The 13609-nt window shown below is 64.3% G+C and carries 11 protein-coding genes; 4 read left to right on the forward strand and 7 right to left on the reverse strand.

Annotated elements, in window-relative coordinates; all coding sequences use genetic code 11:
• Nucleotides 1-174: 174 nt before the first annotated feature.
• Entirely contained in the window at nucleotides 175-1437 is a 1263-nt protein-coding gene (locus M1D43_RS16095; RefSeq protein ID WP_153315410.1) for an SGNH/GDSL hydrolase family protein, read from the reverse strand.
• A gap of 102 nt (nucleotides 1438-1539) precedes the next feature.
• The gene (locus M1D43_RS16100) at nucleotides 1540-2757 is read right to left on the reverse strand and encodes a lytic murein transglycosylase (protein ID WP_498814027.1); all 1218 of its coding nucleotides are present in this window, start codon (nucleotides 2755-2757) and stop codon (nucleotides 1540-1542) included.
• A gap of 302 nt (nucleotides 2758-3059) precedes the next feature.
• Here M1D43_RS16100 and galU point away from each other — a divergent pair, with 302 nt between their 5' ends.
• Nucleotides 3060-3947, forward strand: a complete 888-nt coding sequence (gene galU / locus M1D43_RS16105) for a UTP--glucose-1-phosphate uridylyltransferase GalU (RefSeq protein ID WP_003531120.1) — start codon at nucleotides 3060-3062, stop codon at nucleotides 3945-3947.
• Between the two features lie 45 nt (nucleotides 3948-3992).
• Here galU and M1D43_RS16110 read toward each other — a convergent pair whose 3' ends face one another.
• From M1D43_RS16110 to M1D43_RS16130, 5 genes are all read right to left on the reverse strand, one after another.
• A complete protein-coding gene (locus tag M1D43_RS16110; protein ID WP_153315408.1) occupies nucleotides 3993-5429 on the reverse strand; it encodes an outer membrane beta-barrel protein in 1437 nt (478 codons plus the stop codon).
• Nucleotides 5430-5534: 105 nt separating this feature from the next.
• Nucleotides 5535-5990, reverse strand: coding sequence for an NfeD family protein (locus M1D43_RS16115; protein WP_153315406.1), 456 nt, complete (start codon nucleotides 5988-5990; stop codon nucleotides 5535-5537).
• 9 nt (nucleotides 5991-5999) lie between these two features.
• A complete protein-coding gene (locus M1D43_RS16120; protein WP_003531115.1) occupies nucleotides 6000-6986 on the reverse strand; it encodes an SPFH domain-containing protein in 987 nt (328 codons plus the stop codon).
• 144 nt (nucleotides 6987-7130) lie between these two features.
• Nucleotides 7131-8636 carry a xylulokinase gene (locus tag M1D43_RS16125; RefSeq protein WP_153315404.1) on the reverse strand — a complete coding sequence of 502 codons (1506 nt, stop codon included), beginning with the start codon at nucleotides 8634-8636 and terminating at the stop codon, nucleotides 7131-7133.
• Between the two features lie 124 nt (nucleotides 8637-8760).
• A complete protein-coding gene (locus M1D43_RS16130; protein WP_033048848.1) occupies nucleotides 8761-9747 on the reverse strand; it encodes a sugar-binding transcriptional regulator in 987 nt (328 codons plus the stop codon).
• 110 nt (nucleotides 9748-9857) lie between these two features.
• Between M1D43_RS16130 and M1D43_RS16135 the strand changes: the two genes are divergently transcribed.
• The 3 genes from M1D43_RS16135 to glpD are packed head-to-tail and all read left to right on the forward strand — an operon-like array spanning nucleotide 9858 to nucleotide 13562.
• Nucleotides 9858-11213 (forward strand): sn-glycerol-1-phosphate dehydrogenase, encoded by a 1356-nt coding sequence (locus tag M1D43_RS16135; protein WP_027992132.1) that lies wholly within the window; start codon nucleotides 9858-9860, stop codon nucleotides 11211-11213.
• 4 nt (nucleotides 11214-11217) lie between these two features.
• Entirely contained in the window at nucleotides 11218-12030 is an 813-nt protein-coding gene (locus M1D43_RS16140; protein WP_003531108.1) for an HAD-IIB family hydrolase, read from the forward strand.
• The gene (gene glpD / locus M1D43_RS16145; protein WP_153315402.1) at nucleotides 12027-13562 is read left to right on the forward strand and encodes a glycerol-3-phosphate dehydrogenase; all 1536 of its coding nucleotides are present in this window, start codon (nucleotides 12027-12029) and stop codon (nucleotides 13560-13562) included. Before M1D43_RS16140 ends, glpD begins: the two co-directional genes overlap by 4 nt.
• The last annotated feature ends 47 nt before the right edge of the window (nucleotides 13563-13609 follow it).

The following is a 13609-nucleotide window of genomic DNA, read 5'->3' on the forward strand; positions in this document are numbered from 1 at the left end:
AGCGGGTGAGAGGGAGCGAGCGTGCACCGCTTGCCCCTTCGCCCCGCCTGCGGGGAGAAGGTGCCGGCAGGCGGATGAGGGGCAGAGGCGGTGTTCCCGGCGAGCCCCATTTCCGCATTAGAGCGGGATGAGGAAAAGTGTGCGCGGTTTTCCGCCCGCATCCCGCGTCGTGATCTAGCGTGTGGTGCTGCCGGCTTGCCCCTGCTTCGTCAGCCGGAAATCGTCGATACGCCCGGGCGGCGCGACGACCACCTCGCCCTTTTCGATGAGCCGGTCGCGCGGGCTCTTGCCCGTGCTCTTGAGGGGCGTGTCGCCGCCGAGAAGGGCGGTCGCTCCGTCGAGTTCGGGATCGATGAGGCTGATCGGCTGCGTCTTGATGATATCTTCGTTGGCAAGCGGCTTGCTGACGACCAGGTCCTTCAGGCCTTCCGCACCCGGAACGTCCGTCGTCGCGGCCGCTTCGCCCAATAGCTTGCGGATATCCTTTTCGACGTAGAAGGCCAGTTTGCGCTTGCCGGCCTTCGTCAGGTTGATGCCGTCAGACCCCCTGAGGCGGACCTGCTGGCCGTTGATGTCGGAGCCGGTCAGAACGAACTTCCCCCCTTCATCGACGAAGCCGTCCCAGATGTCGATGAACTGGCCGCCGACCTTCTCCACTTCTTCGCGGTAGATGCCGTTGAACGTCACCATGTCGGCGGTCATGGACGTCGATTGGAAGGACGGCATTCCGACCCAGAGGACCGGAAGATTATCCTTGCGCGCGAGCGTCGCCAGTGCGTTGACGCGCTTGCGGTATTCTTCCGTCCAGGCGTCGGTCCGGAACTTCTCCTGCACGTCGCCGATCCGCATCATCTGGCGATCATTGGCGCCGAGGCTCACGACGATGACGGCGGGCTTGAGTTGCGCGATGGCGTCCGGCAGCGCCTTGGGCCAGTCGAAATAGTCGTCGCGGACGATACCCGAGGAGCCGTTGGCGCGCGTCTCGATCACGATGCCGGGCGTCGTTTCGAACGCAACTTTCAAACCGTCACCAAGGCTGCCGGCAACGAAGTCTCCGACGACCAGGACCTTCTTGGCGTCCGGAGACTTCTCCACGACGACCGGCGCGGGCGGCGGTGCTGCGGCTGGCCGCGGCTTGGCCCGACTCGGGCGAGACTGCCTTGGCTCCGAAGGTTGCGCCCGGCGCTTCTGTATGCGCTGCGGCCGCGGCTGGCGCCGAAGATCGTATTGATCCTCGTAATAGACGCGCCTTTGCGGCGTGAAGACGCCGAAGAGTCTTTGCAGCACGTTGCGCCGCGGCACCCGCTCCTGCGCCTCGGCCACAGTGGCAAAGAAGCCGGCGGCGACCATCGCCGCGGCGCCGAGCAAGACGGGAGCCAGCCGAAGCAAACGCGAAAATAGTCCCTTTCCCCGGGATAGGATCGTCAGCATGATCATTTCACCGTCGAATGGCAGACACTCCCGCAAGCATACGCCAGATCACGGCGATTGGCACCGTTTGATGGGAATCGCCGTGACCGGAGAAAGCGACGGGTGTGTTTACCTGCGCAGGGCGCGCAACAGATGCTGTGTAGGCTCCCCGTCCGGCGCCAGGCCGTTCTGGTTCTGGAACGCCTGGATTGCGGCTTTCGAGCCCGAGCCGAAATTGCCGTCGACTTCGCCGTCGTAATAGCCGAGTTCCTTCAACCGGTTCTGCAGCTCGAATTTTTCGCTGATGTCGAGCGAACCGTCCGGACGCGGCCAGCGTTGCTGCATGCCGGCATAGCCTGCGATCTGATCGGCAAGAAGCCCGACCCCGAGCGCGTAGGAATCGGAGGCGTTATAGCGCTTGATGACGAAGAAGTTCTTCGTCATCAGGAAGCCGGGACCGTTACCGCCCCCGGGCAGCTTCAGTTCGGCCCGCATCTTCGGATTGCTGAAGCCCTTGCCGCCCGGGCGGGCGAAGCCGAGGGCCGCCCACTGACCGAGCGTCTTCGTCTGGCCCGAATATTTTGCCCCATTGGCCGGCGGGACGACCTCGTAACCCCATGTTTCGCCGGGTCGCCAGCCGTTCTTCCGCAAGAGATTGGCGGCCGTTGCAAGTGCGTCGGGCACCGAGTTCCAGATATCCCGATGGCCGTTGCCGTCGGCATCGACCGCATAGAGCAGATAGCTCGTCGGAATGAACTGGGTGTGTCCCATTGCGCCCGCCCAGGAACCTGTCAGCTCCCGCGGGGTGATGTCGCCGCTCTGCAGGATCTTCAGTGCCGCGATGAGCTGGGTCTTGGCAAATTTGGACCGTCTCGAATCGGCATAGGCAAGGGTCGCCAGCGCGCGCGGCACGTAGTGCAGCCGGTCGTCTTTCTGGAGAATCGCGCCGTAGTTCGATTCCATCGACCAGATGGCGAGCAGGATGGATTTGTCGACGCCGTAGTGCCGTTCGAGGGCGTTGAGCGTGCGGGCATGCTTCGCCGCCATTTCCTGTCCTATCCGCTTGGTGTACGGATTGACACGCGCGTCGACATACTCCCAGATCTTGTGCTTCAATTCGGGCTGATAGGCCGCCTTCTCCAGCACGGCCGGGTCAGGCGTCTTCACGCCGGCGAAGGCCTTGCGATAGGTCGCCTGGCTGATGCCGTTCTTGGCAGCCGTTGCATAGAAGTTATTGATCCAGTTTTGAAAACCTTGATCCGCACGCGCGGGCGACGACCCAAAAGCGGCGGCAACAACGAGAGCGGCGGCGATATGTCGGAAGAACGTCCTGCGGTTTCTCATCATCTGCTGTCGGTTCCGTTTCTCGGTGGAGCGTTCAGCCGGCGTTCATGCCGGACCGACTACTCCGAGGTTCGCAATTTGCCCGCACCAGGCCACTGGAAAGGGCAGTATGCGGTTCTTCTAGTGACCGGACGGCAAAAAACCGTACCTGGTCGAGGGAGAAGCCTACAGAAACGAAGTCAACAAAGTCTTTACCATGAAAAAACCGAGTCGTCTTCCTTCGCAAAAAATTGGCAATCGGCGACTAAATCCAATTCAATTATCCTGTTTCAGGCTAGACTGAGATGCACTGCAAGGAGGTGCCAATGACCGACAAGCGCAAAGTCCGCAAAGCCGTTTTCCCCGTTGCAGGTCTCGGGACCCGTTTCCTTCCGGCGACCAAGGCGGTTCCGAAGGAGATGCTGACGGTGGTGGACAAGCCGGTCATCCAATATGTTGTCGATGAGGCGCTCGAAGCCGGCATCGAGCATCTGATTTTCGTGACCGGCCGCAGCAAGGCGGTCATCGAGGACTATTTCGACATCCAGGTCGAATTGGACCAGACGCTGCGCGAGCGCAACAAAAAGGCGGAGATCGAGCTCCTCGAAGCCATGCTGCCGAAGGCCGGCACCACGAGCTTCACCCGCCAGCAGGCACCCCTGGGCCTCGGCCATGCCGTCTGGTGCGCCCGCGATCTCGTCGGCAATGAGCCCTTCGCTCTGCTCCTGCCCGATATGATCATGAAGGGCGAGAAGGGTTGCCTCAAGGGCATGGTCGAGCTCTACGAAGAGTCCGGCGGCAACGTCGTCGCGGTGGAGGAATGCGCGCCCGACCAGGCGCATAAATACGGGATCGTCGGAGTGGGCGAGACGGTCGGCGACGGTTTCAGGATCACCAGGATGGTCGAGAAGCCGGCCAAGGGGACGGCTCCGTCGAACTTCTTCATCAATGGCCGCTACATCCTGCAGCCGGAGATTTTCCCGATCCTGGAAACGCAGGAACGCGGCGCCGGCAACGAGATCCAGCTGACCGACGGCATGGTGAAGCTTGCCGAGGCCCAGGCCTTCGCCGCCTATCACTTCCGCGGCGATACGTATGACTGCGGCGCCAAGGACGGCTTCATCCTGGCGAACGTCGCCTTCGCTCTCGAGCGCGGCGATATCCGCCCCATCGTGGAAGGACCGTTGAAGACGCTCCTGCAGGGTCTTAAGTAATCTCGCTTGTATAGCCGGGAAAGCCGCGCAACGCGGCCTTCCCGCTCAGCGCCGCAGCGTCAGGCCGAGGCCAACCCGCGTGGTATCGGTCGAGGTGCCTTCGTCCCTGTCCGTGCGCTCGTAGCTCACGTCTCCGGTGAGTGCGAGATAGCGGCTCATGTCCCAGGTGAGCCCGGCGCCGGTTCGCCAGGTTGTCTCGTCGGAGGCGGTGGCATCCGAAGGAAAATCGCGCAGGGTGAGACTGTTCGAAAGCCGGCCGACGAGGGTCGAACGCAACTGATGCGTGACCACGTTCGTCAGTTCGTAGTTGATCGATCCCGCCTCGCCCGGAGTGGTCGACGGATCGACATAGGTCAGCACGCCGAAAAGGACGTCGGTGCCGCGGTGCGGCGACCAGTTGACGCGGCCGTCGAGCGAGAGCCCGCTCAGGTCTGCGAGCCGTGCATCGTCGAAGCGGAAGGTCTCGTAACCGAGCGCCAGTTCTCCGTTGAGCTTCTCGCCGAGATCGACCTCCATGCCGGCGCGGCCCGCATAGCTCTCATAGGAGCGCTCGAAGCCGAACGTATCCCGACGCAGATCATAGATCGATTTGCCGACGGAGGCCTCGAGGAAGGGGATGAGGGCGGGCGAAAGCTCGTAGCCGATCCGCCCGGTGAGCGTGCCGAGATTGCGGTCGCGGTCCTCCTGCGAGAGCGTCGTCCCATTGTCGAGCTCGACATCGCCATAGGTGCGGCGCTCGAAATCAACGCCGAGCGAGCCGCGAATGAGACCGAGGTCGCGCTCGACCGCGGCGCCCAGCCGATAGCTGTCGACGCCGGATTGGCTGTCCGCATTGGCGATGGCATTCGGGTCGTTCGCATCTTCGCGTTCGAAACTGTAGCCTGCCCTCAGCCGCGCAATGGTCTGCGCGCCGAGGTCGAGGCGCAGTTCTGCGTCGATGTCGGCGCGCGGCTCCTCCTGGCCTTCGCCGGATATGTTGTCCTGGATCACGCCTTCGCCGGTCACGCTGAGCTGATGGCGGGACCAGTCGGAAGTGAGCGAACCCTTGAGCCCGGTCTCCATGAAGCTCCGGCTCTGGCTGCTACCGCCGTTCTTCTGCCGTTCGTGGCTGAAGGTCTCGCTGAGCGCCGGCTTCAGAACGAAGGTGCCGATGCGAATGCCGGGTGCCTGGCCATCATCGGGATCGATCCGCCTGCGCAGCCCGTCGATCGTCTCCTCGCGCCGGTTCAGGCGGTTGAAGTCCTCGTCCAGAGCCGGCGAAAGGTCGGTGCCGGCAACGGCGCCGGTCGACTGCGGGTCGATCGTGGCGGGAAGCGGCTGACCTGCAGGGATGGCGACGGCGGCGCTCGCGGGCGGTGGATTGCCGAGGCTTTGCGCGCTCGCCGGCGCGCAGGCGAGAAAAGCGCAGCCCGCCAGCAGCCATGCCGGCGGCTTCACACGCAAGGCGCCCGCCATCATCGAGCGTGAGATATTGGGCACCATGCGCCGTCTGTCCGCAATTGATTGCAATCGTTTCGCAATCGTAAAGGCGCGTGGTTAATCAATCGTTTCTCTGCCGCACTTTCCGAACGCGGTTTTCCGACGTGCTCAGATCTGCTCGACCGTCAGGTGGCGGCCGCTGCTCGCGACGATGCGAACGCGTGTGCCGACCGGAAGGTCGGGGCCTTCGACGGACCAGGTCGTGTCGTCGAGCCGGACGCGTCCTCGGCCTTCCGCGATCGGCTGCTCGAGCACTGCCGTCCGTCCGACCAGGCTTTCGCCGCGCCTGTTGAGCAGCGGCTCGTCGCTCTCGGCGGAAGAGGAGACGAAGCGCCGCCCGATAAGGACGGAGGCGACCGAAAGCAAGGCGAAGGCGACGAACTGCACCTGCCAGCTCCAGAACGGCGCCTCCCAGAAGAAAAGCGAGAGGGCCCCGGTGACGAGCGCGGCGAGTGCGATCCACACGAGGAATACGCCGGGCAGGATCAGCTCCGCCGCCAGCAGCAGGAGACCGAGGACCCACCAGCTCCAGGGGCCGAGTTCGAGGATGATGCGCGTGATCATGGGCGATCCTCAAGGCGTTTCCGAGGGAACGGAAGGACCGGTTCGGGGCGTGGACTGGCGCTGGCGCGGGGAGGACGCGGTGCCTTCACCGAAGACCTCCTTCGCGATCGCGCCTATGCCGCCGAGTGATCCGATGAGCGACGAGGCTTCCATCGGCATCAGGACGATCTTCTGGTTATTCGCCGTCCCGATCGCGGCAAGGGCCTCGGTGTATTTCTGCGCGACGAAATAGTTGATCGCCTGCACGTCGCCGGCGGCGATCGCCTCGGAGACCATCCGGGTCGCCTTGGCCTCCGCCTCGGCCAGGCGCTCGCGCGCCTCCGCCTCGCGATAGGCGGCCTCGCGCTGGCCTTCGGCCTGGAGGATCGCCGATTGCTTCGCGCCTTCGGCACGCAGGATTTGCGCATTTCTCGAGCCCTCGGCTTCGAGCACCTGCGCGCGCTTCTCGCGCTCCGCCTTCATCTGCCGGGCCATGGCGTCGACCAGGTCTTTCGGCGGCGCGATGTCCTTGATCTCGATGCGGGTGATCTTGATGCCCCAGGGATTGGCGGCCTCGTCTACGACGTGGAGCAATCGATCGTTGATCGTGTCGCGGTTCGACAGGAGTTCGTCCAGGTCCATCGAGCCCATGACGGAGCGGATATTGGTCATCGTCAGGTTGAGGAGCGCGTTTTCCAGATTGGCGACCTGGTAGGCCGCCTGTGCGGCGTTCAATACCTGGTAAAAGGCGACCGCATCCGCGGAGACGCTCGCATTGTCCTTGGTGATGACCTCCTGCGTCGGAACGTCGAGCACCTGCTCCATCACGCTCAGCTTGGAACCGATGCGATCGATGAAGGGGACGATGAGATTCAGCCCCGGCTCCATCGTCCTCGTGTAACGGCCGAAACGTTCGACCGTATATCGGTAGCCCTGCGGCACCGTCTTGATCCCGGCAAAGAGCACGAGGATCACTACAACGACGAATGCGACGACTGCGATATCCATACCGCCCATGACAGCCCCTTCCTTTTGCAACTCCAGCGTTTGGAGTCGCGCCCGAGTGATCAGGTGGCGATTCGCCGGGATAATTCAAGCGTGTCGGGAAGGTCCGCGCGTTTCTGCGATGCCTCACGGCCGAATGCCGTCAAGACAAATGGGTCAGGTCCCGTTATCGGCATGATCGAGGTGGCGGATTGCGCGGTAGAGGTTCGCCTGCCGGCGGGACAGCGCCGCCCATGCTTCCGCGGTAGCAGGGCGAGGTTCAACCTGTTCGGCGAGGCGCGACATGGCGTCGGCGGCCTCGCTGAAATGCCCGTACCAGCCGGCGCCGACGGCGGCGGACATGCCGGCGCCGAGCGCGGAGGCCTCGTTGGAAAGGCTGCGAATGACAGGCAGGCCGCTGGCATCGGCGACCATCTGTCGCCACAGAGGGCTGCCGGCGCCGCCGCCGATGACGAAGATGCGGTCGGCGGCCACTCCCATCGATTTCATCTCGAGAAGGGATCGGACGAATTCCAGCGTAATCGCCTCCATCGAGGCACGGTAGAGATGGCCTATGCCTGTCTCCGGACCCATGCCGGTGAAGGTGGCACGGGCATTCGCGTCCCAGTGCGGGTCCATGCAGCCCATCAGATAGGAGCACACGGTAACGCCGCCCGAGCCGACATCCAGGCTGCTGGCTTCCGATTCGAGCCGGTCGAAAATGGCAGGGTCCGAACGGCCGCCGGCAAAGGCGTCCAGCAGCCAGTTGACGAAATAAGCGCCAGCGCGCTGGCAGCTTTCGAGCAGGTAGCCTTCGCCGCTTGGCGAGACCAACGTGCGCCAGTAGCGGCTGAGCTTGCGAGTGGGCGACCAGCAGCCGCCGACCGCGGCCGTTCCGAGATTGAGATAGACGACCCCCGGCTTGATCACGTTGACCCCGAGGCCGGCGCAATGGCCATCGCCGCCGCCGGCATAGACCGGCAGCCCTGCCGCAAGGCCCGTCGCCATCGCGGCATGCGCGGTGACCCGGCCGATCAGGATGCCGGGGCGGTAAAGCGGCGGCAGCTTGGTGACTGGAATGCCGAGGTGATCGAGAATCGCGCGGGACCATTGCTTCGTCTCGATATCCAGGAGGCCGAAGGGATCGCCGCTGGTCCAGCTCGCCGCGGCTTCATCCGTCAGCTTTTGAGTCAGGAAATCGTGAACGCTCAGGATCTGCGCCGCGCGGTCCAGAAGTTCCGGCTCGTGCTGGCGATAATAGCGAAGGCGATAGACGCAGGGAATGACGTCGACCGGCTTGCCCGAAATCGCATGCAGCCGCTCGCCGCCGAATTCATCGGCCAGCGACTGCACCACATCCTGTGCGCGGCGGTCGAGCCAGACGGTTGCCGGGGCGAGCGGTTTTCGGTTCTCGCCGAGCAGGACCATCGTTTCGCGCTGGTTTGAAATCGCGATGCCGTCGACGCGGTCGGCATCGATCTGGCTCATGAGCGATGACAGCGCCTGGCAGGCGGCCGACCACCAGTCCTCGGCGTCCTGCTCCGCCTTGTGCGGATGCGGCGTCGAAATGCGGTGCGGTGCGCGGCCCTCGGCCCGCGGTGTGCCGTCGGCCGTCCAGGCGACTGCCTTGACGGATTGGGTCGATGAATCCATCCCGATGACATAGCGTTCGTCAGGCTGCATGCGCATCTCCTCCACGACGAAAGGCCACGCGGTCCTTCCGTCCTCCTCAGGCCGCAGCAGATGCAGCAGCCTTTCCTCCCCATCGGCCCTGACGCCGGTCCTGCCTACCGGCCGGGCAGCCGGCTCATGCCGCCAGCAACGCCTCTCCCGTGGCGATGTCGGTAACGAAATGGGTGGCGTAGCCGGCTTCGAGAGTGGCGGTGATCGCAGCGATCTTGACCGCGCCGCCCGCCACGCAGATACGGCTCGCCACCTGCTTCAGCTCGTCGAGCGAGATGCCGACCATCCGTTCGTCATGGTCGCCGCCGATGGCGGCGCCGTGCGAATCGATGAAGCGCCCGATAATCACGGCTGCGGCGCCGCGCGCCACGTAGTCATCGATCTCCTCCTTGCTGGCGATGCCGGAGGCCCGCACCGTGCTCTTCGGCCCGATGTCGCCGACGCCGAAGAGAATGCGGTTGGTCGAATGCACCAGTTCCATCTGCTTCTTGAGCACGGGCTCGTTGAGCAGCGCCGCCTTCAGTTCTCGCGTCGACAGCACGGCCGGCGCCAGAAGGTTGACGCAGCGCGCGTGGATACGGTTCGAAAGCAGAGACGTGCAGAGTTCGGGCGAGAAATTCGGCTCCCCAGTCGAGCTGCCGGAGACTTGCACCACAGTCAGGTTGCCGACCGGGCGCGCCAGCGAAATGCGGTCGGCGACTGCGAGCACGGTGCGACCCCAGGCGACGCCGATCGTATCGCCATCCTCGATCTGGTCGGCCAGTACGCGTGCGCCGGCGTCGCCGAGCCGCTGCGACAGGCTGTCCTCGTCTCCGCTCGGGATGACGAAGGCGCCCTGGAGGCCGAACTTCTCCATCAGAGCGCGGGCGACGCTGGTGCGGCCTCCGGCCTTGGGATTGATGTTGACGGAGACGATGCCGCGCTCTCGCGCCTCCTGCAGGTAATTGACGATGGTTGCGCGTGATACGTTTAGCTGCTTGGCGATCTCGCTCTGCGTCATCTGGTCCGCATAGTAGAGCCATGCGGCCCACATGACGGCGTCGTCGAATTCGGTGGGCACACCCGCCGGGGGCTCCTCGCCAGTTCTGCCTGAAGTCTTTTCCCTTGCCATGCCGTTATCTGGCAGAGGCTGGTGGCATTTGTCAATCATCCCTGTCATGTGTATTGACATATGCCAACGTGTGTTGTCATATGCTATCCAACTTAAGAGCGGATCGAGGAATGGAAACGGCAAGCCAGCAGAATATCGCCGCAGATGCACCCGAAGGAGGCTGGACGGCCCTCATCGACGACATTCTCACCGGTGACTGGATCAATCCTGAGACGGGCAGCCGGGCGACCGTTCCCTATGAGAAAATCGTCATCAAAGAGAGCCTCGACGGCGCGGAGGCCGATCTCGTTGCCAGTCTCGGATTAGGCGAGCGCTACACGGTGGTCGCGGACGAGGCTACCTGGGATGCGATGGGCGGGCGCGTCGCAGCCGCGCTGAAGAGCCTCGGGCCGGTGGACACGGTCATCCTCGACCATCCGCATGCAGACATGGGTGCCGTGAACGACCTGACCGAAAGGCTTGCGAATGCCGACGCCGTGGTGGCGGTCGGCTCCGGCACGATCAACGACCTCTGCAAGTTCGTCACCGGCCGCACCAACCGCCGTTATGCCGTTTTCGCGACGGCCGCCTCGATGAACGGCTACACCTCCACCACGGCCTCCATCACTTTGCAAAACGGCCTCAAGGTCTCGCTACCGTCGCATGCGCCGGCTGGCTTCTTCGTCGATCTGGCGGTTACCGCCGCGGCTCCTCGCTATCTCTCGGCGGCGGGTTTTGCCGATTGCCTCGTGCGCTCCGTCGCTCAGATCGACTGGTGGATGTCCCACCGGCTGATCGGCAGCCTCTATTCGAGCGTGCCCTATATCATCCAGGATGCCGACGAACGCGCGCTGAACGCGCGTGCGGCCGGTATCGCCCAAGGTAGCATCAGTGCGAATGGCTATCTTCACCGCGTCCTTACGCTTTGTGGCTTCGGTGTCTCCTTCACCGGCATGTCGAACCATGGTTCGATGGGCGAGCATCAGGTCTCGCACTATATCGACTGCTTTGCCGGCGAGGATCATCCGGGCACGCTGCACGGCCAGCAGGTGGGCGTGGCGACGCTGACCATGGCGCGGCTGCAGCGCATCTTCCTCGACAGCGACAAGCCGCCGGTCATCCGCCCCACAAGGATCGACCCTGCGGATATGGCCCGGCGCATGGGCGGCGACATCGCCGCCCAATGCTACGCCGAAATTCAGCCGAAGATTTTCGATGAGCGGTCCGCCGCCGAGATCAACGAAAAGCTCACCGAGCTGTGGCCGACGCTCCGCCGGGAACTGGAGGCTTTCGCGCTGCCGGTCGCCGAAATGAAACAGCTCTTGCGGGATGCCGGCGGCCCGATGACGGCAGCCGATCTCGGTCTGTCGGCCGATTTCTACCGCGAGGCGGTGCTGCACTGCCGCGAAATGCGCAACCGTTACACTTTCCTCGATATTGCCGCCGATGCCGGCCTCCTCGAGGATTTCGTCGGCGGGGAGACGTGAGACGATGCGCGCGGTTACCGAGATGCCGATCGATGTCGCCGCCCGGATCACGGTGCTCTTCGCCGACATCGACGATACGCTGACCAACGAGGGGCTGCTGCCGGCCGCAGCCTATGACGCGGTCGAGCGCCTGACGGAAGCAGGGGTGGCGGTAGCTCCTATTACCGGCCGGCCGGCAGGATGGTGCGACATGATCGCCCGCATGTGGCCGGTCGCGGGCGTCGTCGGCGAAAACGGCGCCTTCTATTTCGCCTATGACCGAACGAGACGCCGCATGCGCCGCAGCTTCGCCATCGCCGATGCCCAGCGCGCCGCCGACCGGGAGAAGCTCGCCCGGGTGCGCGCCCGCATCCTCGCCGAGGTGCAGGGGGCGGCAGTCTCCGCGGACCAGCTCTATCGCGAGGCCGACCTCGCAATCGATTTTTGCGAGGATGTGCCAACGCTTCCGGTCTCGGACGTCGACCGAATCAAGCGCATCTTCGAAGAGGAAGGCGCCGTCGCCAAGGTCTCCTCCATCCATGTCAATGGCTGGTATGGAGCCTATGACAAGTTGACCATGACGCGCCGGTTTGCCGACGACATCCTCGGCGTCGACATCGACGCCGAGCGCGACAGGATCGTCTTCGTCGGCGACAGCCCGAACGACGCGCCGATGTTCGGCTTCTTTCCCAATGCCTGCGGCGTTGCGAACGTGCTGGCCTTCCAGGGCCGCATCGATGCGGAGCCGGCTTATGTGGCCGAGCGCGAGGGCGGCCATGGTTTCGTCGAAGTTGCGAACCGCATTCTCGACGCCCGGTCGGGAAGGAGTGCGGCATGAGGAGCGCGGTGTACGACATCGCCATTGTCGGCGGCGGCATCAATGGCGCAGGCGTCGCCCGCGACGCGGCCGGTCGAGGCCTGAAGGTACTGCTGGCCGAACAATCCGATCTCGGCTCGGCCACCTCCTCGGCCTCGACCAAGCTCATTCATGGCGGCCTGCGCTATCTCGAACACCACGAATTTCGGCTGGTTCGCCACGCTCTGGAAGAGCGTGAACGGCTCTGGGCGATTGCGCCGCACATTATTTGGCCGCTGCGCTTCGTGTTGCCGCACCGCAAGGGCCTGCGTCCCGCCTGGCTGCTGCGGCTCGGCCTGTTTCTCTACGATCATCTCGGGGGGCGCAAGCTCCTGCCGGGGACGAAGACGCTGCGGCTAAGGACCCATCCGGCGGGCGAGGCGCTGCGCGACGTTTCGGCGATCGGCTTCGAATATTCCGATTGCTGGGTGCAGGACAACCGGCTTGTCGTGCTCAATGCGCGCGATGCGGCGATGAGAGGGGCTGATATCAGGGTACGCACCCGTTGCGTCGCTGCACGCCGCGACGGCGCTCTCTGGCGGCTGACGCTCGAAGACGCCGAAACCGGTCGCAAGAGCGAGGCCACGGCCCGCGCACTGGTCAATGCCGCAGGCCCTTGGGCCGACAAGGTGGTGTCCGATGTCGCCGGCATCGGGGCGCGAGGCTACGTTCGTCTCGTGCAGGGCAGCCATATCGTCGTCAGAAAACTCTATGAGCACGATCGCTGCTACATCTTCCAGAATCCGGACGGCCGCATCTTCTTCGCCATTCCCTATGAAGAGGACTTCACCCTCATCGGCACGACGGACCGTGATTACAAGGGCGCTCCCGAGGCGGTCGCAGCCTCGGCGGAGGAAGTCGACTATCTGCTTGCCGCAGCATCGTCCTATTTCCGCACGGAGCTTTCGACAGCCGATGTCGTCTGGACCTATTCCGGCGTGCGCGCCCTTTTCGACGACGGCGCCGCCAACGCGCAGGAGACGACGCGCGACTATGTGCTGCAACTGGACCGGCCGGGGGCGCAGGCGCCGATGCTTTCCGTATTCGGCGGCAAGATCACCACCTATCGCTGCCTTGCGGGTGACGTTCTGGACAAGCTCGCCACAGTCTTTCCGGATTGGAGCAGGCAGCGAGGCTGGACGGCGACGCAGCCGCTGCCCGGCGGCGCCTTTCCGGCCGGAACGGCCGATGATCTCGCAAGAGCCATTCTCGATGAGCATCCCTACCTCACCGAGCGGGAGGCGCGCCGGCTCGTACGCCATTACGGGCTGGAGGCGCGGGACATTCTCGGCAAGGCGCAGGACCGCCTCGATCTCGGCCGCGATTTCGGCGGCTCGATGACCGAGGCGGAAATCACCTTCCTTATGGAACGCGAATTTGCACTGACGGCTGCCGATGCCGTCTGGCGGCGCACGAAGTCCGGATTGCGGATGACGAGCGAGGAGATCGAGGCGCTGGACCGATACATGCGGGAGCGGCGCGGCGCCGGTGCGACTTCGCGCGCAGCCGGATAGGCCTGCCGCTTCCTGAAAAGGGCGGGGGTCCGAAGGAGGAGACGACG

Source organism: Ensifer sp. R1-3, assembly GCF_056739175.1.